Annotated in this window: 21 protein-coding genes and 2 tRNA genes; 17 read left to right on the top strand and 6 right to left on the bottom strand. The window is 73.0% G+C overall.

The genetic code is table 11. The features are described from left to right. Nucleotides 1-108: 108 nt before the first annotated feature. From J7523_RS09480 to J7523_RS09445, 8 genes are all read left to right on the top strand, one after another. On the top strand, nt 109-780 hold the full coding sequence (locus J7523_RS09480) for an ABC transporter permease subunit (RefSeq protein ID WP_291885389.1): 672 nt from the start codon (nt 109-111) through the stop codon (nt 778-780). A 1-nt stretch (nt 781) separates the two neighbouring features. Next, entirely contained in the window at nt 782-1,594 is an 813-nt protein-coding gene (locus J7523_RS09475; RefSeq protein ID WP_291885386.1) for an ABC transporter permease subunit, read from the top strand. Nucleotides 1,595-1,630: 36 nt separating this feature from the next. Beyond that, a complete protein-coding gene (locus J7523_RS09470; protein ID WP_291885383.1) occupies nt 1,631-2,635 on the top strand; it encodes a glycine betaine ABC transporter substrate-binding protein in 1,005 nt (334 codons plus the stop codon). A 160-nt stretch (nt 2,636-2,795) separates the two neighbouring features. Then, nucleotides 2,796-6,542 (top strand): nitrate reductase subunit alpha, encoded by a 3,747-nt coding sequence (locus J7523_RS09465; RefSeq protein WP_291885380.1) that lies wholly within the window; start codon nt 2,796-2,798, stop codon nt 6,540-6,542. A 3-nt stretch (nt 6,543-6,545) separates the two neighbouring features. Next, a complete protein-coding gene (narH, locus tag J7523_RS09460; RefSeq protein WP_291885377.1) occupies nt 6,546-8,252 on the top strand; it encodes a nitrate reductase subunit beta in 1,707 nt (568 codons plus the stop codon). Then, nucleotides 8,249-8,905: a nitrate reductase molybdenum cofactor assembly chaperone gene (gene narJ, locus J7523_RS09455; protein ID WP_291885374.1), complete on the top strand. Its 657-nt coding sequence runs from the start codon at nt 8,249-8,251 to the stop codon at nt 8,903-8,905. Before narH ends, narJ begins: the two co-directional genes overlap by 4 nt. Next, complete coding sequence (gene narI / locus J7523_RS09450; RefSeq protein WP_291885372.1) at nt 8,902-9,645, top strand: respiratory nitrate reductase subunit gamma; 744 nt, start codon at nt 8,902-8,904, stop codon at nt 9,643-9,645. Before narJ ends, narI begins: the two co-directional genes overlap by 4 nt. Nucleotides 9,646-9,660: 15 nt before the next feature. Beyond that, nucleotides 9,661-10,878, top strand: coding sequence for an MFS transporter (locus J7523_RS09445; RefSeq protein ID WP_291885370.1), 1,218 nt, complete (start codon nt 9,661-9,663; stop codon nt 10,876-10,878). Between the two features lie 4 nt (nt 10,879-10,882). On the opposite strand, the gene J7523_RS09440 is transcribed toward J7523_RS09445, so the two are convergent. Then, nucleotides 10,883-12,319, bottom strand: a complete 1,437-nt coding sequence (locus tag J7523_RS09440) for an NAD(P)/FAD-dependent oxidoreductase (RefSeq protein WP_291885367.1) — start codon at nt 12,317-12,319, stop codon at nt 10,883-10,885. Between the two features lie 482 nt (nt 12,320-12,801). Between J7523_RS09440 and J7523_RS09435 the strand changes: the two genes are divergently transcribed. Together J7523_RS09435 and J7523_RS09430 are read left to right on the top strand one after the other, a co-directional pair. Further along, complete coding sequence (locus J7523_RS09435) at nt 12,802-13,524, top strand: hypothetical protein (protein ID WP_291885366.1); 723 nt, start codon at nt 12,802-12,804, stop codon at nt 13,522-13,524. A 5-nt stretch (nt 13,525-13,529) separates the two neighbouring features. Further along, on the top strand, nt 13,530-13,712 hold the full coding sequence (locus J7523_RS09430) for a hypothetical protein (RefSeq protein ID WP_291885365.1): 183 nt from the start codon (nt 13,530-13,532) through the stop codon (nt 13,710-13,712). Nucleotides 13,713-13,900: 188 nt separating this feature from the next. Here J7523_RS09430 and J7523_RS09425 read toward each other — a convergent pair. From J7523_RS09425 to J7523_RS09415, 3 genes are all read right to left on the bottom strand, one after another. Continuing rightward, a tRNA-Lys gene (locus tag J7523_RS09425) sits at nt 13,901-13,973 on the bottom strand. A 66-nt stretch (nt 13,974-14,039) separates the two neighbouring features. Continuing rightward, nucleotides 14,040-14,243 carry a hypothetical protein gene (locus J7523_RS09420; protein WP_291885364.1) on the bottom strand — a complete coding sequence of 68 codons (204 nt, stop codon included), beginning with the start codon at nt 14,241-14,243 and terminating at the stop codon, nt 14,040-14,042. A 67-nt stretch (nt 14,244-14,310) separates the two neighbouring features. After that, nucleotides 14,311-14,652 (bottom strand): co-chaperone GroES, encoded by a 342-nt coding sequence (locus J7523_RS09415; protein ID WP_363266750.1) that lies wholly within the window; start codon nt 14,650-14,652, stop codon nt 14,311-14,313. A gap of 65 nt (nt 14,653-14,717) precedes the next feature. Between J7523_RS09415 and bcp the strand changes: the two genes are divergently transcribed. The 3 genes from bcp to J7523_RS09400 all read left to right on the top strand — a co-directional run bounded on the left by bcp (nt 14,718) and on the right by J7523_RS09400 (nt 15,848). Next, a complete protein-coding gene (bcp, locus tag J7523_RS09410; RefSeq protein ID WP_291885362.1) occupies nt 14,718-15,185 on the top strand; it encodes a thioredoxin-dependent thiol peroxidase in 468 nt (155 codons plus the stop codon). Between the two features lie 48 nt (nt 15,186-15,233). Beyond that, nucleotides 15,234-15,319: transfer RNA gene (locus J7523_RS09405), tRNA-Leu, on the top strand. A 25-nt stretch (nt 15,320-15,344) separates the two neighbouring features. Then, nucleotides 15,345-15,848, top strand: a complete 504-nt coding sequence (locus tag J7523_RS09400) for a nucleoside kinase (protein ID WP_291885359.1) — start codon at nt 15,345-15,347, stop codon at nt 15,846-15,848. Between the two features lie 19 nt (nt 15,849-15,867). Here the strand turns inward: J7523_RS09400 and J7523_RS09395 are convergent, their stop codons facing one another. Both J7523_RS09395 and J7523_RS09390 read right to left on the bottom strand, forming a co-directional pair. Continuing rightward, nucleotides 15,868-16,998: an ATP-binding protein gene (locus J7523_RS09395; RefSeq protein ID WP_291885357.1), complete on the bottom strand. Its 1,131-nt coding sequence runs from the start codon at nt 16,996-16,998 to the stop codon at nt 15,868-15,870. Further along, a complete protein-coding gene (locus J7523_RS09390) occupies nt 16,995-17,657 on the bottom strand; it encodes a response regulator transcription factor (RefSeq protein ID WP_291885354.1) in 663 nt (220 codons plus the stop codon). The genes J7523_RS09395 and J7523_RS09390 overlap by 4 nt, the downstream gene beginning before the upstream one ends. A gap of 163 nt (nt 17,658-17,820) precedes the next feature. On the opposite strand from J7523_RS09390, the gene J7523_RS09385 reads away from it, so the two are divergent. From J7523_RS09385 to J7523_RS09370, 4 genes are read left to right on the top strand one after another with little or no spacing between them, the layout of a single operon-like run. Then, entirely contained in the window at nt 17,821-18,432 is a 612-nt protein-coding gene (locus tag J7523_RS09385) for a hypothetical protein (RefSeq protein ID WP_291885352.1), read from the top strand. A gap of 3 nt (nt 18,433-18,435) precedes the next feature. Then, the gene (locus J7523_RS09380; protein ID WP_291885350.1) at nt 18,436-19,491 is read left to right on the top strand and encodes a peptidoglycan-binding protein; all 1,056 of its coding nucleotides are present in this window, start codon (nt 18,436-18,438) and stop codon (nt 19,489-19,491) included. Continuing rightward, entirely contained in the window at nt 19,488-20,183 is a 696-nt protein-coding gene (locus J7523_RS09375; protein ID WP_291885347.1) for an ABC transporter ATP-binding protein, read from the top strand. The genes J7523_RS09380 and J7523_RS09375 overlap by 4 nt, the downstream gene beginning before the upstream one ends. Then, nucleotides 20,180-21,421, top strand: a complete 1,242-nt coding sequence (locus tag J7523_RS09370) for an ABC transporter permease (protein ID WP_291885345.1) — start codon at nt 20,180-20,182, stop codon at nt 21,419-21,421. The genes J7523_RS09375 and J7523_RS09370 overlap by 4 nt, the downstream gene beginning before the upstream one ends. The last annotated feature ends 73 nt before the right edge of the window (nt 21,422-21,494 follow it).

Below are 21,494 nucleotides of genomic sequence, written 5' to 3'. Positions count from 1 at the left end.
CGGACGGGGTACCGACACACGCCGTCGCACGCGGCCGGCCCGTCCCGCGCGGTGCACCTGCGCGGACGCCCGCGGGCGGGTGTCGGAGGTGGCAGGTACGTTCGCGGCATGCGGCTGGCAGCACCGTCCAACCCGTGGTTCTCCTGGGAGTACCTCCAACGCAACAGCGCCGACGTGCTCACGGCGCTGCAGCAGCACACCACCCTCACGCTCGAGGCGGTCGTCCTGGCGTTCGCGCTCGCGCTGCCTCTCGGCGCGCTCGCGCACCTGCGGCCCCGGCTCGGCGCCCCCTTGCTGGGCGTCGCGGGCGTGATGTACACGGTGCCGTCGCTCGCGCTGTTCGCGGTGCTGGCCCCGTACACGGGCGTCGGGCGCACGACGGTGCTGGTCGGGCTGGTCGCGTACGCGCTGCTGGTGCTCATCCGCAACGTGCTGGTCGGGCTGCAGGGGGTGGACCCGGCCGTGCGTGACGCCGCGCGAGGCATGGGGTACGGCCGGGTGCGGCTGCTCCTGACGGTCGAGCTGCCGCAGGCCGTGCCGAGCATCGTCGCCGGTCTGCGGCTCGCGACGGTGTCCACGGTCGCGCTCGTGACGGTGGGCGTGGTGGTGGGCTACGGCGGGCTGGGACAGCTGATGTTCCGCGGGTTCCGCAGCAACTACCACGCCGAGATCATGACGGCGACGGTGCTGTGCCTCCTCCTTGCGCTCGTGTGCGACCTCGTCATCGCGGGCGTCGGTCGGCGGCTCACCCCGTGGGCCCGTAGCACCAGGCCGGTGTGACGTGGACGTCCTGCAGCAGGCGTTCGCCTGGCTCAACGACCCGCTCAACTGGACGGGCCGCAACGGCGTGATCGCGCTGACCGTCGCGCACGTGACGGTGTCGGTGCTCGCGGTGCTGCTCGCAGCGGTCGTCGCGCTGCCGGTCGGGCTGTGGCTCGGCCACCGGGGCCGTGGCGGCACGGCCGGCGTCGTCGTCGCGAACACCACACGCGCGCTGCCGACGCTCGCCCTGCTGACGCTGCTGGCGGCGAGCGGGTTGTTCGGCAACACCGCGACCGTCCTCGCGTGCGCGGTGTTCGCCGTCCCTCCGCTGCTGTCGGGGGCGGTGACGGGCCTGGGCGACGTCGACGCCGACGTCCGTGACGCGGCCCGTGGCACGGGGATGTCCGGCGCGCGCAGCCTGTGGTCGGTCGAGCTGCCGCTCGCGGTGCCGCAGCTCGCGGCGGGCGTCCGCACCGGGGCCGTGCAGGTGCTCGCGACGGTCCCGCTGGCGGCGCTCGTCGGCGGCCGCAGCCTCGGCTCGATCGTCGTCGAGGGTTTCGGCACCCAGAACTACGGGCAGGTGCTCGCGGGCGGCATCCTCGTCGCCGCGCTGTGCCTGGTCGCCGAAGGGCTGCTGGCAGTCGCCCAGCACCTCGTGACGCCCGCCGGGCTGCAGGCCCTCAGCCGCGACGGGCGCTCCTCGGGACGTCGCCGGCCGTCCCGCCGCAGCGCCGGCTCCACCGCCCCACCGTCTCCCCCGACCGACGACGCGCACGCACCTCTTGCCGTCGCGACCTCGAACGACTCGAATGGTTCAGGCTCCCCCGTCTGACCGGCCCACCCTCCCGTCCTGCCCCAGGAGTGACCGATGAACACCAGACGCACGACCGCTCTCAGCCTGCTCGCCGCCGCGACGCTCGTCCTCGGTGCCTGCGGCACCCCCGGGTCGGGCGGCGGTGAGGCGGACTCCCAGGCCACCAGCACGTCCGGGCTGGCCACGTGCGACCCCGTCAAGGGCGACAAGCTCGTGGTCCTCGAGGACGACAAGGGTCTGCAGAACGCCGACAACATCATCCCGGCGGTGAACAAGGCCGCAGCCGACGCCAACCCGGCGATCCTGCAGGTGCTCGACGAGGTCTCCTCGAAGCTCGACACCGAGAAGCTCATCGAGCTCAACAAGGCCGTCGACATCGACCGGCAGACGTCGAGCGAGGTCGGCGGGAAGTTCGTGACCGACGAGGACATCGCAGCAGACGACCCGTCCGCCGGCAACGGGACGTCGCTCGTGGTCGGCGCCGCGAACTTCTCGGAGAGCGCGACGCTCGCGGAGATCTACGCGGCGGCCCTGCGCACGGCCGGGTTCACGGTCGAGGTCCGCACGATCGGCAACCGCGAGCTGTACCTGCCGCAGATCACCGACGGCACGCTCACGGCGGTCCCCGAGTACGCGGCGACGCTCGCCGACTTCCTCAACGCGCAGCAGAACGGCGCGGACGCGAAGTCGGTCGCGTCCGACGACGTCGACGCGACCGTCACCGCCCTGACGCCGCTCGCCGAGGCCGCCGGGATCACGGTCGGCAAGCCGTCGGCCGCGCAGGACCAGAACGCGTTCGCCGTGACGGAGGCGTTCGCCAAGGAGCACGACGTCACGACCCTGAGCGACCTCGCGAAGGTGTGTGGCGGGCTCGTCCTCGCGGGTCCGGCCGAGTGCCCCGACCGTCCGTTCTGCCAGCCGGGCCTCGAGGACACGTACGGGCTCGAGTTCGCCGAGTTCAAGTCGTACGACTTCGGCCTGATCGGACAGGCGGTCCGCCAGGGTGACGCCGCGATCGGGCTCGTGCTGTCGAGCGACGGGTCCCTCGCGTCTGACTGACAGCTCGTCCGACGAGGGCCGCGCCGTGACGTCGGTGCGGCCCTCGTCGTGCGTGCGGCACCTCGACGAGGGCCGCGGCCCGACAGCGCAGTCGAGCGGTCCGGACCTGGTCTTTCACCCACCTCATGCGACCTCCGACCGGCCTCAGTAGGGTCGGCGCATGGACGGCAAAGGCGCTCGTCTGGACGGTCCGGCGGCCGACGCACTGTTGCGGACGGGCCGGTTCTTCACGCGGTGGGACCAGACCGAGGACTCGCGGGCCGTCTTCCGGGAGGGCGGCCGTCGCGGGGACGTCTTCTACCGGGACCGCTGGCGGCACGACAAGGTCGTCCGCTCCACGCACGGCGTGAACTGCACGGGGTCGTGCTCGTGGAAGGTGTACGTCAAGGACGGCATCATCACGTGGGAGGCGCAGCAGACCGACTACCCGTCGCCCGGTCCCGACCGGCCGGACTACGAGCCGCGGGGTTGTCCCCGCGGGGCGGCGTTCTCCTGGTACACGTACTCCCCCACGCGCGTGCGCTACCCGTACGCGCGTGGGGTGCTCGTCGAGATGTACCGCGAGGCCCGCGCCCGCCTGAAGGACCCGGTGCTCGCGTGGGCCGACGTGGTCGGCGACCCCGAGCGGCGTCGTCGCTACCAGCAGGCGCGCGGCAAGGGCGGGCTGGTCCGCGTCGGGTGGGACGAGGCCGTCGAGATGGTCGCGGCGGCGCACGTGCACACCATCAAGACGTACGGCCCGGACCGGTGCGCGGGGTTCTCGCCGATCCCGGCGATGTCGATCGTGTCGCACTGCGTCGGGACGCGGTTCATCCAGCTCATCGGCGGCGTGATGACGTCGTTCTACGACTGGTACGCGGACCTGCCGGTCGCGAGCCCGCAGATGTTCGGCGACCAGACGGACGTGCCGGAGTCGGGCGACTGGTGGGACGCGACGTACCTCATGATGTGGGGCTCGAACGTCCCGGTGACGAGGACGCCGGACGCGCACTGGATGGCCGAGGTGCGCTACCGCGGCACGAAGGTCGTCACGGTCTCGCCCGACTACTCGGACAACACGAAATTCGCCGACGAGTGGCTGCCCGCGCAGGCAGGCACGGACGCCGCGCTGGCGATGGCGATGGGTCACGTGATCCTGCGCGAGTACCTCGTCGACCGGAAGGTGTCGTTCTTCGACGACTACGTGAAGCGCTACACGGACCTGCCGTTCCTGGTGACGCTGCAGCCGCGCCCGGACGGGGACGGCTACGTCCCCGGCAAGTTCCTCCGCGCTGCGGATCTGCCGGCGGGGGCGGGGACAGGAGCGGGTGCGGACGAGGGGGCCGACTGGAAGACGGTGCTGCTCGACTCCGCGACGGGTGCGCCGGTGGTGCCGAACGGCTCGATGGGGTTCCGGTACACCGACTCGGGCGAGGGGCGCTGGAACCTCGACCTGGAGGGTGTCGAGCCGGCCCTGAGCATCGCGGACGCCGCCGGCAGCACACCGGCCGGGACCCCGGAGGCCGCGACCGTCCTGCTCCCCTGCTTCGAGGCCCCCGACGGCTCGGGATCGGTGCTGCGGCGCGGCGTCCCCGTCCGGCGCATCGGTGACCACCTCGTCACGACGGTGTTCGACCTGACGCTGGCGCAGTACGGGGTCGGGCGCGACGGTCTGCCGGGCGAGTGGCCGACGGGCCTCGACGACGCGAGCGTGCCGTACACGCCGGCGTGGCAGGAGTCGATCACGTCGGTGCCGGCGGAGGCGTGCACGCGCATCGCCCGCGAGTTCGCGACGAACGCCGAGAAGTCCCGCGGCCGGTCGATGATCATCATGGGCGCGGGCATCTGCCAGTGGTTCCACGGCGACGTGACGTACCGGGCGGTGCTGGCGCTGCTGGCGTTCACGGGGTGCTTCGGCCGTAACGGCGGCGGCTGGGCGCACTACGTCGGGCAGGAGAAGTGCCGTCCGCTGACGGGGTGGCTGTCGCTCGCGAACGCGCTCGACTGGTCGCGGCCGCCGCGGACGATGACGGGCACGTCGTACTGGTACATGCACACGGACCAGTGGCGGTTCGACGGGTACCGGGCGGACGCGCTCGCGTCCCCGCTCGCCGAGGGCAACCTCGCGGGGATGCACACGGCGGACACGATCGCGCAGTCGGCCCGGCTCGGCTGGATGCCGTTCTACCCGCAGTTCGACCGCAACCCGCTGGACCTCGCGGACGAGGCGCGTGCGGCCGTCGAGGCGGGGACGGCGACGGACGCGACGGAGCACGTCGTCCAGCGGATCGCGGACAGGGACGTGAAGTTCGCGATCGAGGACGTCGACGCCCCCGAGGCGTGGCCGCGGACGCTCGTGCTGTGGCGGGCGAACCTGCTGGGCTCGTCGAGCAAGGGCAACGAGTACTTCCTCAAGCACCTGCTGGGCACGCACTCGAACGTCGCCGCGACCGAGACTGCCCCGGAGCTGCGCCCGCAGGAGGTGGCGTGGCGCGACGACATCCCGGAGGGCAAGCTCGACCTGCTGGTCAGCGCCGACTTCCGGATGACGTCGACGACGATGCTGTCCGACGTCGTCCTGCCGGCCGCGACCTGGTACGAGAAGCACGACCTGTCGTCGACGGACATGCACCCGTTCGTGCACGCGTTCACACCGGCGATCGACCCGCCGTGGGAGGCGCGCAGCGACTTCGACGCGTTCCACCTGGTCGCGCGACGGTTCTCCGAGCTCGCGCGCACCCACCTGGGCGTGCGGCACGACGTCGTGAGCGTCCCGGTGCAGCACGACACCCCCGGCGAGGCGGGGCAGCCCGGCGGGGTCGTGAGGGACTGGCTGCGCGGCGACGCACCGGCCGTCCCGGGGAAGACGATGCCGCTGATCCAGGTCGTCGAGCGGGACTACACGGCGATCGCGGACAAGCTCGCGACGCTCGGCCCGCTCGCCGACCGCCTGGGGTTCACGATCAAGAACGTCACGTACCGGCTCGAGCACGAGGTCGAGCGGCTCGGCAAGCTCAACGGCGTCATGCTCGGCGGTGCGGGCGACGGGCGGCCCGCGCTCGACACCGACGTCAAGCTCGCGGAGGCGATCCTGTCGTTGAGCGGGACCACCAACGGTGAGCTCGCCGTGCAGGGCTTCCGCAGCCTGGAGGCGAGGGTGGGCAAGCCGCTCGCGGACCTCGCGGAGGGCAGCGAGGAGAAGCGGATCACGTTCGCCGACACCCAGGCGCGGCCGGTCCCGGTCATCACGTCCCCCGAGTGGTCGGGTTCCGAGACGGGCGGCAGAAGGTATGCGCCGTTCACGGTCAACGTCGAGCGCCTCAAGCCGTGGCACACGCTGACGGGCCGGATGCACCTGTTCCTCGACCACGACTGGATGCGCGACCTCGGTGAGGCGCTGCCGATCTACCGGCCGCCGCTCGACCTGCACCGGCTGCTGGGCGAGCCCGAGCTGGGCCCGGACGGCGCGAAGCAGGTGACGGTCCGCTACCTGACGCCGCACTCCAAGTGGTCGATCCACTCGGAGTACCAGGACAACCTGCTCATGCTGTCGCTGTCCCGGGGCGGGCCGACGTGCTGGATGAGCCCGCAGGACGCCGAGGCGATCGGCGCGGCGGACAACGACTGGATCGAGTGCTCGAACGCCAACGGGATCTACGTCGCGCGGGCGATCGTGAGCCACAGGATGCCCGCGGGCGTCGTCTTCGTGCACCACGCGCAGGAACGCACGATCGACGTCCCGAAGACGGAGAAGACGGGCCGCCGCGGTGGCATCCACAACTCGGTGACCCGGCTGCTCGTGAAGCCGACGCACCTCATCGGCGGGTACGCGCAGCTGTCGTACACGTTCAACTACCTGGGCCCGACGGGGAACCAGCGGGACATGGTGACGACCATCCGGCGGCGCAGCCAGGACGTGAGGTACTGACCGATGCGTGTCATGGCCCAGATGGCGATGGTGATGAACCTCGACAAGTGCATCGGGTGCCACACGTGCTCGGTGACGTGCAAGCAGGCGTGGACGAACCGCGCCGGCGTCGAGTACGTGTGGTTCAACAACGTCGAGACGCGGCCCGGCCAGGGCTACCCCCGGCGGTACGAGGACCAGGAGCAGTGGCGCGGCGGCTGGACGCTCAACAAGCGCGGCCGGCTGGCCCTCAAGGCGGGCGGGCGCGTCAAGAAGCTCCTGACGATCTTCGCGAGCCCGGTGCAGCCCAAGCTCGAGGACTACTACGAGCCGTGGACGTACGACTACGAGACGCTCGTCGACGCCCCGCTCGGCGACGACTTCCCGGTGGCCCGGCCGAAGAGCCTCATCACGGGCGAGGACACGAAGATCCGCTGGTCGGCGAACTGGGACGACGACCTCGGCGGCGTCACCGAGGTCGGGCACCTCGACCCGATGGTCGAGAAGGTGCGCCAGGAGTCGGAGGACCGGATCCGCTTCGAGTTCGAGCGCACGTTCATGATGTACCTGCCGAGGATCTGCGAGCACTGCCTCAACCCGTCGTGCATGGCGTCGTGCCCGTCGGGAGCGATCTACAAGCGCGCCGAGGACGGCATCGTGCTCGTCGACCAGGACCGCTGCCGGGGCTGGCGGCAGTGCGTCACGGGCTGCCCTTACAAGAAGATCTACTTCAACCACAAGACCGGCAAGGCCGAGAAGTGCACGTTCTGCTACCCCCGCATCGAGGTGGGGCTGCCGACGGTGTGCTCGGAGACGTGCGTCGGGCGGCTGCGGTACATCGGGCTGGTGCTGTACGACGCGGACCGGGTCACCGCCGCCGCGTCGGTCAAGGACGAGCGTGCGCTCTACGAGGCGCAGCTCGACCTCATGCTCGACCCGAGCGACCCCACGGTCGTCGCCGCGGCGCGCGAGCAGGGCATCCCGCAGGACTGGCTCGACGCGGCCGTCCGGTCGCCCGTCTACGCGCTGGCCAAGACGTACCGGGTCGCGCTCCCCCTGCACCCCGAGTACCGGACGATGCCGATGGTCTGGTACGTCCCGCCGCTGTCGCCCGTCGTCGACCTGCTGCGCGAGCAGGGGCACGACGCCGAGGACCACGGCAACCTGTTCGGGGCCATCGAGGCGCTGCGCATTCCCGTCGAGTACCTGGCGTCGCTGTTCACCGCGGGCGACACCGACGTCGTCACGGGCGTGCTGCGGCGGCTGGCGGCCATGCGCGCGTACCTGCGGGGCATCACGCTCGACGGGACGTCGGACGAGGCGGTCCCCCGGTCCGTCGGCATGACGGCCACGACGATGTACGCGATGTACCGGCTGCTCGCGATCGCGAAGTACGCCGACCGGTACGTCATCCCCGCGGCCCACGAGGAGCGCGGTCACGAGCTCGAGGAGCTCGGCTGCTCGCTCGACTACGACGAGGGGCCGGGCATGTACGAGTCGGCGGCGTTCGGCGAGGCGTCCGGACGGCCCGTGCCGGTGGCCGTGGAGACGTTCCACGCGCTCAAGCAGCGGCAGACGTCCGAGGGCATCGCCCCGAGCGAGGACATGCGCGGACGGGTCAACCTCCTCAACTGGGACGGCGTCGGGACGCCGCCGGGACTGTTCCCCGCGCACCAGGTGCCGGAGCACACGGCGCCCGAACCGCAGCGTCCGGACGAGGTGGCACCGTGAGGGCCCCGCGGACCCGGTCCGGCGCCCGGGTCGTCCACCAGGTCGCGTCGTGGTGCCTGTCGTACCCGGACCGCGCGTTCGCGGAGCGGCTGCCGCTGCTGCGGGACGCGGTCGACGAGCTCCCGGCAGCGACGTCGCGCGGCGGCCTGCGCACGTTCCTCGACCACGCCGGCACGGTCCCGCTCGCGGACCTGCAGCGCGAGTACGTCGACCTGTTCGACCTGTCGCACCGGCAGCCGCTGTACCTGTCGTACTGGACCGACGGCGACACCCGACGTCGCGGCGAGGTGCTGGGCCGGTTCAAGGAGCGGTACCGCGCGAGCGGCTTCCTCGTCGACACGCACGGCGAGCTGCCCGACCACCTGCCGCTCGTGCTCGAGTACGCGGCCGTCGCGGACCCCGTCGACGGGCCCGTGCTGCTGCAGGAGTACCGGGCCAGCCTCGAGCTCGTGCGGCTCGCGCTGCACGAGGCCGGCTCGACGTACGCGGGCGTGCTCGACGACGTGTGCGCGACCCTGCCCGGCGAGTCGCCGACCGACCGGGCCGCCGTGCACCGCATGGCGGCCGCCGGGCCGCCCCGCGAGGACGTGGGGCTCGACTCGGCCGAACCCCGCCTGCTGCCGCTGGCGAGCGGACCGGGAGAGCACCGATGAGCGTCGTGCTGTGGGGCGTGCTCCCCTACCTCGCGATCGTCACGCTCGTCGGCGGGACCGTCTGGCGCTACCGGTACGACCAGTTCGGCTGGACCACCCGCTCGTCGCAGCTCTACGAGTCCCGGCTGCTGCGGATCGGCAGCCCGCTGTTCCACTTCGGGCTCGTGTTCGTCATCGTCGGGCACATCGGCGGCCTGGTCATCCCGATGTCGTGGACCGAGGCCGTCGGCATCACGCAGGAGCAGTACCACGCGGTCGCACTGTCGGTCGGGGGCATCGCGGGGTTCTGCACGCTCGTCGGCATCGCGATCCTCGTCTACCGGCGACGGCGGACCGGCCCGGTGTTCATGGCGACGACGAAGAACGACAAGCTCATGTACGTGGTGCTGGTCGGTGCGATCGTGCTGGGCCTGTGGGCGACGATCGCCGGCGCGAACGCCGGTCACGAGGGCAACTACCGCGCGACGGTGTCGCCGTGGTTCCGGTCGATCTTCCTGCTGCAGCCCGACGTCGAGTCGATGGCCGAGGCGCCGCTCACGTTCCAGATCCACACGCTCACCGGGCTCGCACTCATCGCGATCTTCCCGTTCACGCGGCTCGTGCACGCGTTCACGGCGCCGCTGCACTACCTGTTCCGCCCGTACATCGTCTACCGCAGCCGCGACGCGCGGCCCACCCCCGGGGCGAGCGCGCCTCGCCGGGGCTGGGACCCCGTGGGGACGCGGGACAGGGACCGCTGAGCACCGGAGGGCACGTTGGCCGAGACCGCCGCCACCAGCACGAGGACCAGCAGCCGCACGACGAACCTGGTCCTGGCCACGTGGACGTTCGCGATCACGTTCTGGGCGTGGAACCTCATCGGCCCGCTCGGCACCCGGTACGCCGAGGACCTCGGCCTCACGTCGACGCAGAAGTCGCTGCTCGTCGCGATCCCGGTGCTCGTCGGGGCCGTCGGCCGCATCCCTGTGGGCGCGCTGACCGACCGCTACGGCGGCCGGCTCATGCTCGGCACCCTCAGCCTGGCGAGCATCGTGCCCGTGCTGCTCGTCACGTGGGCGGGGAACCAGGGGTCGTACCCGCTGCTGCTGGTGTTCGGGTTCCTGCTCGGCATCGCGGGCACGACGTTCGCGGCCGGCATCCCGTTCGTCAACGCGTGGTTCGAGCCGACCCGTCGGGGCTTCGCGACGGGCGTGTTCGGCGTCGGCATGGGCGGCACCGCGCTCTCGTCGTTCTTCACGCCGCGGTTCGTCGAGCGCTGGGGCTACACGACGGCGCACCTCGTCGTGGCGGCCGCGCTCGCCGTCACCGGCGTCGTCGTGCTGCTCGTCATGCGCGACGCGGCGGCATGGAGGCGCAGCACCGAGTCCGTGCTGCCCAAGCTCGCGGCGGCGCTCCGGCTCCCGGTCACGTGGCAGATGTCGTTCCTGTACGCCGTGACGTTCGGCGGCTTCGTCGCGTTCTCGACGTACCTGCCGACCTACCTCAAGGACGTCTACGGGTTCGACCTGGCCGGCGCCGGCACCCGGACCGCCGGGTTCGCGATCGCGGCCGTCGTCGCGCGGCCGATCGGCGGCATCCTGTCCGACCGCTGGCACCCGAAGCCGATCGTCCTCACGTCGCTCGGTGCCGTCGCCGCGCTCGCCGTCCTCGTGGCGGCCAAGCCGGCGCCCGAGATCCCTGCCGGAACCGAGTTCGTGCTCATGGCCTTCTTTCTCGGCCTCGGCACCGGCGGCGTGTTCGCGTGGGTGGCGCTGCGGACGCCCGCCGAGCGGGTCGGTGCCGTCGCAGGCGTGGTCGGCGCCGCGGGCGGGCTCGGCGGGTTCTTCCCGCCGCTCGTGATGGGCGCGACGTACGACGAGGCGACGCACAGCTACACGATCGGCCTGCTCCTGCTGTGCGCGACGGCCCTGGCGGCGTTCTTCTACGTGCTGTTCAGGCTGCGCAAGGAGACGCCCGCGGCCGCTGCGACCTGAGCCGTCACAGCCCCGCGGCCTCCAGGAACCGCAGCCACACCTCGCTGAGCGTCGGGTACGACGGCACCGCGTGCCACAGCCGGTCGAGCGGCACCTCACCGACCACCGCGACCGTCGCGGCGTGCAGCAGCTCGGCCACGTCCGGCCCAGCGAACGTCGCACCGACGACGACACCCCGCGCCCGGTCGACGACCAGCCGCCCCCGACCCTCGTACTCGGGCGACAGGACCGTCGCGCCGGCGATGTCCTCGAGCTTGTAGTCGAGCACCTGCACGTCGATCCCCGCGTCGCGGGCAGCCGCCTCGGTCCGGCCGACCCACGCGACCTCGGGCCGCGAGAACACGACCTGCGGCACGGCCGCCTTGTCGGCGGAGGCGCGGAACCGGCTCCACGGTGCCGCGTCCCGCTCGGCGTCCGCGTCCCCGTCCGGTCCGAACCGGTGCGCGACCACGTCCCCCGCAACGCGGGCGTCGTACTTGCCCTGGTGAGTCGTCGCGGTCCGCCCGGAGACGTCTCCCACCGCGAACAGCCAGCCGTCCTGCACGCCCGTGACGCACAGCGCGTCGTCGACCTCGGTGGGCTTGCCGGGCGTGAGGCCGATCGTCTCGAGCCCCACGTCCGACGTCCGCGGGCGCCGCCCTGTCGCGGCGAGCACCTCGGTCACGTCGAGCCGTCCGCCGGTGCCCAGGTCGAGGTGCACGCCGTCGCCGTCGCGGGTCGCGGCCTTCACCTCGGTGCCGAACCGCACGTCGACGCCCGCCGCCCGCAGGGCGTCCGCCACGAGCTCGCCCGCGAACGGCTCCGCACCAGCCAGCAGCCGGTCGCCGCGGACCAGCAGCGTCACCTCGCTGCCGAAGTCCGCGAACGCCGTCGCCATCTCGACGCCGACCACGCCGCCGCCGAGGATCGCGAGGCGTGCGGGCACCTGCTGCGCGGACGTCGCGTCGCGGCTGCTCCACGGGCGCACGTCCGCGAGGACCGGCGGGACCACCGGCTCGGACCCGGTCGCCAGCACCACGGCGTGCCGCGCGACCACGTCCGTCGTGCCCCCGTCGTGGACCACCGTGAGCGCCCGCGGGCCCGTGAACCGCGCGCTCCCGCGCAGCAGCGTGATGCCGACGCCGTCGAGCCAGCCGACCTGCGAGCCGTCGTCCCAGTGGTGCGTCACCTCGTCGCGCCGCGCGAACGCCGCCCCCACGTCGACCGTCCCCGTCACCGCGGCCGCCGCGCCGGGCACCGCACGGGCCGCCGCGAGCGCCGTGCCGGGCCGCAGCAGCGCCTTCGACGGCATGCACGCCCAGTACGAGCACTCGCCGCCGACCAGCGCGTGCTCGACGACCGCGACGCTCAGACCCGTCCGCCCGGCCCGGTCGGCGGCGTTCTCGCCGACCGCACCGCCGCCGACGACGACCACGTCGAACTCCTGCACCTGCTGCGCCATCGCGGGGCTCCGTCCGTGCCGAGGGCCGCCCCGGGGACGTCGCGGGCGGTGCCTCCCATGCTGGCCGCGCGTGCGGACATCCGCAGGCCGAGCCGACCGAGACCGTGTGACGCGGCCGCGCACGAGCCGACAACAGCGCCGAAGTGACCCAGCCTGTCCACAGGACGCACAGGCGACGGCATGCCCGTTGCGCACCCTTGGCTAGTTTCCGTCGAGCCGCTCGTCATCGAGCGGCGTCACCTTGGTGACGACATTCCGAGCAGGAAGGTGAGTACATGCGACCAGTCATTCGCATGGCCCGTTCAACCGCCCTCGTCGCAGCCACTCTGGCACTGAGCATCGGGGTCAGCACGAGCGCCAACGCGGTCCCGTCCACGCCGGACCGCGTCGCTGGCCAGATCGAGCGAGTCGCGCCGAGGGCCTCCCTCAAGGCCTTCTCACGAGGCGGAGACGGCCGGATCACAGCGCGAGGGCGGGTCAGCGTGGCTGTCCCCGAGTCTCCTTCAGGTGCGATCTCGCTGAGCAGCATCAAGGGTGCGTCGATGGTCTTCGGGCTGCCCGATGTGGCGGCGGATTCCGTTCGCGTTGCGGACGACGGCACGGCGGTCTACGACGGCGCGTCGGTCGACGTGGCAGTCCAAGCGACTGCCACAGGCGCGCGAGTCCTCACGGTCCTGGCTGATCCGGGTGCAGCGTCGTCCTACACCTACAGCCTCGCCGAGGGCGTACTGCCGGTCATCAACGCGGACGGCTCCGCAACCCTGACGGTGCCGGTTGCCGAGGGCGCAGTGGTCGAGCTGGCGACCATCGCACCTCCGTGGGCGAAGGATGCAGAGGGCAAGGCGGTGCCGACGCACTACGAGGCAAACGCCGATGGACTGGTCCAGGTCGTCGAGCACAAGGGAGCTGATGTCGCCTACCCAGTCGTGGCGGACCCGCACGTCGACCTGAACTGGGCGAACTTCGTCGTCACGCTCAGTCAGGCCGAGCAGCGCATCCTGCTCGCGGGCGGCATCACCGGCCTGGGCACGGCGATCTGCGCGGTGGCGGCTCCCGTCTGCGTACCCGCGGCGGCTCTCCTCGCCGCAGGCCTTCAGTGGCTCGTCGACCGGGGCTCCGTCTGCACGGGTTCGAAGCCACGCCTCCGCATGGTGGCTCCCTACACCTTCCCGATCGGGGGTGCGGTCTTCGGATGCGTAAAGTGACGGCCATGAAGCCGGACGTGCGAAGGGCTGTGGGGATCGCGATCCTGTTCGTCGGGTGCGTCACGGCGATGTCGTGGGCGGCTCGGCGAGACGCACAGGAGGCCGCGCTGACGGCGGTCGCCGCCGCCGTGATGGCGGGACTCGGCAGCTGGGTCGGAATCTCGGTGCAGCGGAATCGGCGCCGCTGACGCCTGACCCGCGCGGCTTCGGCGGACGTCGGAGGCCGGTCATCTAGGTGGCCACCGTCTCTCGTCCGATGGCACCTTGCCCGCCGTCGTCTTCGTGGTCGTCTCGACGCATTCAAGGCAGCGAGGTCGGCGCCGCGTACGACGAAGACCCCCGACCGGCGTTTCCGCTGGTCGGGGGCCTTCTCCTGTGCGCCATCAGGGACTCGAACCCCGAACCCGCTGATTAAGAGTCAGCTGCTCTGCCAATTGAGCTAATGGCGCGCGGTTGAGAACGTTAGCAGGCTCGAGGCGGTGCAAGCGAACCGGAACGGGTCGCAGTGACGACCGTCACGCCTCGGGCTCGGCGGTCGTCCCCGTCTTGGGGGCGTCCTGGTCCCACCAGGCCGTGTCGGGCAGGCCCTCGGACTCGAGGATCTCGGCCGACGGCGGGGCGGCGTCCGTGAGGAGGTCCACCAGGAGCGTCAGCGGCACGTGCGCGTCGAGCAGGTCCTTGACCGGCTCGATGTTGTCGGGGGTGGCGTCGGTGTTCACGGCGTCTCCTCCTTCTGTCTCGGTCGTCCAGCCCAGCACGATGGGCACGGTGGTGCAACCGTGCCGCCTACAAGTACAACCCCGTTCCCTCCCCGATGGTTCCCGGGGCGGCGACCGCGTGCACGTCCTTCTCCCTGAGCAGCAGGTAGGTGGTGCCCGCGAGCTCGACCTCCGCGCGGTCCTCGGCGTCGAACAGGACCCGGTCGCCGACCTCGACCTGACGCACGTGCTGACCGACGGCGACGACGGCCGCCCACGACAGGCGCTTGCCGACCGCGGCGGTGGCGGGGATCACGATGCCCGACGACGAGCGCCGCTCGGCCGTCTCGCGGTCGATCGTGACGAGCAGGCGGTCGTTGAGCATCCGGATCGGCAGGTGCCCTTGGGGGTCGGTGTTCTGTGCGCTCACGGGCCCGACGGTACCCGGCCGACGTAGGCTGACGCCGTCCCCACCTCGCCTCGTCTGGAGCTCCCGTGCCTCGTCTCGCCGTCGGCGACCTCGCCCCCGACTTCACGCTCCCGACCGCCGACGGCGGCAGCGTCACGCTGTCCGACCTGCGCGGTCAGCACGTCATCGTGTACTTCTACCCGGCCGCGATGACCCCGGGGTGCACCACGCAGGCGTGCGACTTCCGTGACTCGCTCGCGTCGCTGCAGGGCGCCGGGTACGCCGTCGTCGGGATCTCCCCCGACCCCACCGAGAAGCTCGCGGCGTTCGTCGAGCAGGAGCACCTCACGTTCCCGCTCGCGTCCGACACCGACCGCACCGTCCTCGAGGCGTGGGGCGCGTGGGGCGAGAAGTCGCTGTACGGCAAGACGGTGACCGGCGTGATCCGCTCGACGGTCGTCGTGGACCCCGAGGGGCGCGTCGAGCTCGCGCAGTACAACGTCAAGGCGACCGGGCACGTCGCGAAGCTGCGGCGGGACCTCAAGGTCGCCTGAGCGGCGGCATCCGGTGCCCACGGGCGTGCCTGTGGGACACTCGGCCGCGCGGGAGTGGTGAAACGGCAGCCACGCCAGGTTTAGGTCCTGGTGCCCGAGAGGGCGTGCGGGTTCAAATCCCGTCTCCCGCACCACGCGGGCGCGAGTACGGTCCGGTCGATGGGCGTCAGGAACTACCTCGTCGAGGGCGGCTCGGGCACCGGCAAGACCGCCGTCGCCGAGGAGCTGCAGCGCAGGGGCTACCACGTGGTCCACGGCGACCGGGTGCTCGCGTACCAGGGCGATCCGGTGACCGGGGAGCCCACCCCGGGCGCGTCGTACGAGCATCACGTCTGGGACGTCGCGAAGGTCCGCGCTCTGGTCGCCGACCGGGGCTCGCCGGTCACGTTCCTCTGCGGCGGGTCCCGGAACTTCGCCTCGTTCGTCGACCTGCTCGACGGTGTGTTCGTGCTCGACGTGGACCTCGCCACGGTGCTGCGACGGATCGCGGAACGCGTGCGCGTGGACCCGACCGACTTCGGCGCGCGGCCCGAGGAGCGTGCGGACGTCGTGCGGATGCACCGGGCGCCGGGCGCGGTGCCGGACGGCTGGGTCGTCGACGCGTCACCGCCCGTCCGCGAGGTCGTGGACGAGATCCTGCGACGGGTCGAGGCTCCGTCGTGACGTGCGCGGCCTGCTGAGGTCACGCCGGGAGCCACAGCTCGCAGACGAGCCCGCCCTCCGCACCGGGGTCGAGGACGAGCCTGCCGCCGTGGTGGTCGGCGACGGCACGGACGACCGTCAGGCCCAGCCCCACGCCGCTGCCGTTCGTCGTGCGGTCGGCCGACCCGCGCCGGAACGGCAGGACCAGGTCCGCCGCGGCGTCCGCGGGCACCGGAGGGCCGCTGTTCGCGACGACGACGCGCGCACCGTCGGGGCCGGGCTGCAGCGCGACGGACACGCGGCCGCCCGGGACGTTGTGGTGGGCCGCGTTGTGCACGAGGTTCGCGACCGCGCGGCCGAGCAGGGCGGGCTCGCCGGGCACGGTGACGTCGGTGAGCCGCACGTCCCAGGTCAGTCCGTCGTCGTCCCGGCGGACCTGGTCGACGGCCTCGGTGACGACCGCCCGCAGGTCGACGGGCACGGGCGGACCGACGGCCTCGCCGGACTGTGCGCGGGCCAGCACGAGGAGCGCATCGATGGTGAGGGCCGCGCGGCGGCTCTGGTCCAGGGCGGTCGACCCCGCGGCGCGCAGCTCCCCCGCGGACGCGTCCGGGTCCGCGAGGGCGACGTCGAGCGCGGCCTGCTGGTTGGCGAGCGGCGTGCGCAGCTCGTGGGACATCGTCGCGACCAGCCGCCGCTCGGAGCTCACGGTCTGCTGGACGCGGGCGAGCAGCGCGTCGAACGTGTCGGCGAGCTCGCGGAGCTCGTCGCGGGGTCCGCCGAGCGCGATCCGCTCGTCGAGGGAGTCCGCCGAGATCCGCTGCGCGCGCGCGGTGATGGTGTGCACGGGCGCGAGCACGCGGCCCGCGACGAGCCACCCGATGCCCACCGACGCCCCCGTGACGAGCACGAGGCCGAGCCAGGAGTTCCGCAGCAGCTGGTCCATCGTGGAGCCGATGGCGTCCTCGCGGACCTCGGTGACGGTCGGCGGGGGCGGTGCGCCCATCTCCACGCCGGCGCCGGGCAGCGTGTGCTGCTCCACGTGCACGCTGCGGCGCTGCGCCTGCGTGACGAGCCCGTAGACGAGCGCGAGCAGCACGGCACCCGAGACCGCGACGACGAGCGTGTAGAACAGCGTGAGCCGCCACCGCACGCTCAGCGAGCGCCTCACGGCACCACGACGCGGTAGCCCGCGCCCCGCAGGGTCTCGATCACCGGCGGGTCGCCCAGCTTGCGCCGCAGGCCGACCATCGTGACGCGCACCGCGTTGGTGAACGGGTCGGCGTGCTCGTCCCACACGCGTTCGAGCAGGTCCTCGGCCGAGACGACCGCGCCGTCGGCCCGCACGAGCTCGACGAGCACGCCGTACTCCTTGAGCGTGAGGTCGACCGGCCGCCCCGCCCGCGTCACCGCACGCCGGGAGACGTCGACGCGCAGGTCGCCGGTCGTCAGCACGGGCGGCTGCGCGGGCGCGGTCCGCCGGGCGAGCGCCTGCACACGGGCCAGCAGCTCGGCGAACGCGAACGGCTTGGCGAGGTAGTCGTCGGCGCCGAGCGCGAAGCCGCCGACCTTCTGGTCGAGACCTCCGGCGGCGGTGAGCATGAGGATCCGTGCGGGCGACCCGGCGTCGACGAGCGCGCGGCACACGTCGTCCCCGTGCACCACGGGCAGGTCGCGGTCGAGCAGCACGACGTCGTACCGGTTCACGCCCGCGAGCTCGAGTGCGGTCGCGCCGTCCCCGGCGACGTCGGCGGCGTACCCGGCCCGCCGCAGACCGCGCGCGAGCGCGTCGGCCATGACCTCCTCGTCCTCGGCCACGAGCACCCGCACCCAGCACCTCCGTCGCGATCGGACTCGTCTGCGCAGCATCGGACCGGCTGTGTTCAGCCAGCGTAAGCGCGCAGGCAGTCGCGGGTCTCGGACCCAACGCTGGCCGAACCGGCGCGGCGGTGGGCTGGGGCCGTCCCCTCCCGACGAACCCGAGGAGCCACACATGACCACCGCCGCACGGTCGACCGCCCGGAGCTCCGGCCGGACCCGTCTCCGCTCCGCCCTGCTCGCCCTCGGTGCGCTCGGCGTCGCGCTCACCGCCGCCGCGTGCACCGCGCCCACGCCGTCCTCGGCCCTCCCGGGCGCGTCGGACGGCACCGACCCGGCCGGCACCCCGTCGGCGACCGCGTCGCTCGACCCCGAGGACGCGATGCTGCAGTGGGCGCGCTGCATGCGCGAGCACGGCGTCGACGTGCCCGACCCGGTCGACGGGAAGGTCACCGTCGACGGCAAAGGGCTGACCGAGGAGCAGATGAAGGCGGCCGAGAACGCCTGCGCCAGGTGGCAGGAGATGGCCGAGCCGCAGGACGACGGGCACGAGCTGTCCGAGGAGGAGAAGCAGGCGTTCCTCGACCAGGCGCAGTGCATGCGCGACCGCGGGTGGGACGTGTCCGACCCCGAGTTCGACGGCGGCCGCGTGACGCAGCACCACCGCCGCAGCCCCGATGGGGCCGCGACGCCCGGCGAGCCGAAGCCGGGCGACCCGCAGTTCGAGAAGGACATCCAGGAGTGCGCCGACCAGGCCGGCATCGAGCCTCCGACGAACGAGGGCTGACCTGTGACGACCACCCCGCGTCTCGTCCCTGCGCTCGTGCTGCTCGCCGTCGGTGGCCTGCTCGCGGCGTGCGGCTCCCCCGCCGACCCCGCGTCGGACGCGTCGGCGTCCCCGTCGGCGTCGGCGACCCGCCCGACCGCGACCATCACGCGGTCCGACCTCGTCTCGAGCACGACGACCGCGTGCGAGCTCGGCCACGGGGAGACCATCCCCGTCGAGGCCCGCGGCTCGGGCACGGTGACAGCGCTGGCCGCCGTCGGCAGCACGGTCGGCCAGGGCGGCGTCCTCTACGCCGTCGACACCCGGCCCGTCATCCGGCTCGCGGGTGCGCTGCCCGCCTGGCGGGACCTCGGCCCGTCGTCCACCGACGGCGCCGACGTGCAGCAGCTCGAGCAGGCGCTCGTCGACCTCGGCTACACGACGGGGCTCGGCCTCACGGTCGACCAGGACTGGACGTCCGCGACGACCACCGCGGTCAAGCGGTGGCAGAAGGCGCTCGGTGAGACGCAGACCGGGACCGTGACGCTCGGTGACGTCGTGTTCACGCCGCAGGACGTGCGCGTCGCGGAGCACCTCGTCGAGCTCGGCGCCCCGGTCGAGCCGGGCAAGGAGGTGCTCGGCGTGGGCGGGACGCAGATGCTCGTCTCGTGCGCGCTGCGTACCAGCCAGGCGGCGCTCGCGCCCGTGGGGGCGACCGCGCACCTCACGCTGCCCGACGGGACGACGACCGACGGCACGGTGTCCGCCGTGGAGCTCGTCACGACCGACGACCAGCAGCAGCTCGACGTCTCGGTCACCGCCACCGGCGACGCGGTCGCGGCACTGCTCGAGGGCGCTCCCGTGCAGGTGGTGCTCGACCAGGTCGTCGCGACCGACGTGCTCGTCGTCCCGGTCACCGCGCTCGTCGCGCTGACCACAGGTGGGCACGGCGTCGAGAAGGTGCTCGACGACGGCTCCACGCGGTACGTGCAGGTCACGACCGGTGCGTTCGCCGGCACCGACGTCGAGCTGACCGGTGGCGACGTCGCCGAGGGCGACGAGGTGGTGGTCACGCCATGAGGGTCCTCGACCTGCAGGGCGTCACCAAGACGTACGGTGCAGGCCCGGCCGCGCTCACGGTGCTGCACGACCTCGACCTCGGCGTCGAGGCCGGCGACTACATGGCGGTCGTCGGGCCGTCGGGCTCAGGCAAGTCGACGCTGCTCCACGTGATGGGCGCGCTCGACCGGCCTTCGACGGGGCGCGTGCGGCTCGCGGGCGACGACGTCACGGCGATGTCGGACGCCGCCCTGTCCCGGGTCCGGGCGGTGCACCTCGGGTTCGTGTTCCAGCAGTTCTTCCTGCTGGACGGGCGGTCCGCGCTGGAGAACGTCGCGGACGGGCTGCTGTACCAGGGCGTCCGCCGGCCCGACCGGCTCCGGCGGGCCCGCGAGGCGCTCGACCGCGTCGGCCTCGGCGCCCGGGCCCGGCACACGCCCGGGGAGCTGTCCGGCGGCGAGTGCCAGCGCGTCGCCGTCGCCCGCGCGCTCGTGCACGCGCCGCGCATCCTGCTGGCCGACGAGCCCACGGGGAACCTCGACCAGGCGTCCGGCGCGGCGGTGCTCGACCTGTTCGACCGGCTGCACGACGAGGGTGCGACGATCGTCGTCGTCACGCACGACGAGCACATCGCCGGGCGGCTGCCGCGGGTCGTGTCGATGCGCGACGGCCGCGTGGAGCACGACTCGTGCCCCGCGGTGGTGACGTCGTGACCCGCACCGAGGTCGGGCCGCGGGTCGCGCACCCGACGCCCGACGCCCGGACCGTCGTGCGCCGCATGTCCGCGGGCGACCGGCTGCGGCTCGGCGCGCGCGGGCTCACGGTCCGCAAGGGCCGCACGGCGCTGTCGGCGCTCGGCGTCGCGATCGGCATCACCGCGCTCGTCGGCGTGCTCGGGCTGTCCGAGTCGTCGCGCGCCGACCTGCAGGCGCAGCTCGACGCGCTCGGCACCAACCTGCTCACCGTCGCGCCGGGACAGGGGGTCATGGGGGACGATGCGACGCTGCCCGACGAGTCCGTGGGGATGATCGCCCGCATCCCCACGGTCGAGTCCGCCGCGGCCGTCCGGAAGGTCGACGCGACCGTCCGCCGCAACGCGCTGGTCCCGACGAGCGAGACGAGCGGCATCGGCGTCGTCGCCGCCGACCTGGACCTGCTCGGCACGGTCGCGGCGACGCTCCGCGAGGGGCGCTGGCTCGACGACGCGACCTCGCGCTACCCCGCCGTGGTGCTCGGCGCGACGGCCGCGCGACGGCTCGCGATCGGGCCGCTCGACGGCGGCGTCGACGTGTGGATCGGCAGCCGGCCGTTCACCGTCGTCGGCATCCTCGACCCCGTCGTCCTCGCGTCCGAGCTGGACTCCGCGGCGATCATCGGGACGACGGTCGCCGATGCGGTCTCCGACGACGACCTGCCGCCCTCCGGCGTGTACGTGCGGGTCGATCCCGACCAGGTCGTGGCCACGCGCGCGCTGCTCGCCCGGACCGCGAACCCGTCGGCGCCCGACGAGGTCCGGGTGTCCCGCCCGTCCGACGCGCTCGCCGCGCAGGACGCCGCGACCCGGTCGTTCACGCTGCTGGCTCTCGGCCTCGGCGGTGTCGCGCTGCTCGTCGGCGGTGTCGGGATCGCGAACGTCATGGTCGTGTCCGTGCTGGAGCGCCGCCGGGAGATCGGTGTGCGCCGGGCGCTCGGGGCTACGCGCGGCTCGATCGGCGGGCAGTTCCTCGTCGAGTCGGTGCTGCTGTCGTCGCTCGGCGGGCTCGCCGGCGCCGTGCTCGGCGTGGCCGTGACCTGGGGGTACGCCAGCGCGCAGGGGTGGGCGCTGATCGTCCCGTGGAAGCCGGTCGCGGCGGGGCTCGCGTGCTCGCTCGTCATCGGGTCGCTCGTCGGGCTGTACCCCGCGCTGCGTGCGGCCCGGGTGCCGCCGACGGAGGCGCTGCGAACGGCCTGAGGCCGCCGCAGCGCGCACAGCCGGGCCGCCGGTCCTCAGAAGGTCCGGCGGCCCGTCCGTGCGGTGGGTCAGG

Origin of the sequence: Cellulomonas sp., from assembly GCF_017744555.1 — a bacterium.
Lineage (GTDB): Bacteria > Actinomycetota > Actinomycetes > Actinomycetales > Cellulomonadaceae > Cellulomonas.
This window is presented reverse-complemented; position numbering and strand designations above follow the sequence as displayed.

Coding starts and splice junctions, on each gene's coding strand:
- J7523_RS09470 (WP_291885383.1), top strand. CDS start 1,631: ATGAACACCAGACGCACGACCGCTCTCAGCCTGCTCGCCGCCGCGACG.
- J7523_RS09375 (WP_291885347.1), top strand. CDS start 19,488: ATGAGGGTCCTCGACCTGCAGGGCGTCACCAAGACGTACGGTGCAGGC.
- J7523_RS09465 (WP_291885380.1), top strand. CDS start 2,796: ATGGACGGCAAAGGCGCTCGTCTGGACGGTCCGGCGGCCGACGCACTG.
- narI (WP_291885372.1), top strand. CDS start 8,902: ATGAGCGTCGTGCTGTGGGGCGTGCTCCCCTACCTCGCGATCGTCACG.
- J7523_RS09480 (WP_291885389.1), top strand. CDS start 109: ATGCGGCTGGCAGCACCGTCCAACCCGTGGTTCTCCTGGGAGTACCTC.
- J7523_RS09440 (WP_291885367.1), bottom strand. CDS start 12,319: ATGGCGCAGCAGGTGCAGGAGTTCGACGTGGTCGTCGTCGGCGGCGGT.
- J7523_RS09385 (WP_291885352.1), top strand. CDS start 17,821: ATGACCACCGCCGCACGGTCGACCGCCCGGAGCTCCGGCCGGACCCGT.
- J7523_RS09430 (WP_291885365.1), top strand. CDS start 13,530: ATGAAGCCGGACGTGCGAAGGGCTGTGGGGATCGCGATCCTGTTCGTC.
- narH (WP_291885377.1), top strand. CDS start 6,546: ATGCGTGTCATGGCCCAGATGGCGATGGTGATGAACCTCGACAAGTGC.
- J7523_RS09400 (WP_291885359.1), top strand. CDS start 15,345: ATGGGCGTCAGGAACTACCTCGTCGAGGGCGGCTCGGGCACCGGCAAG.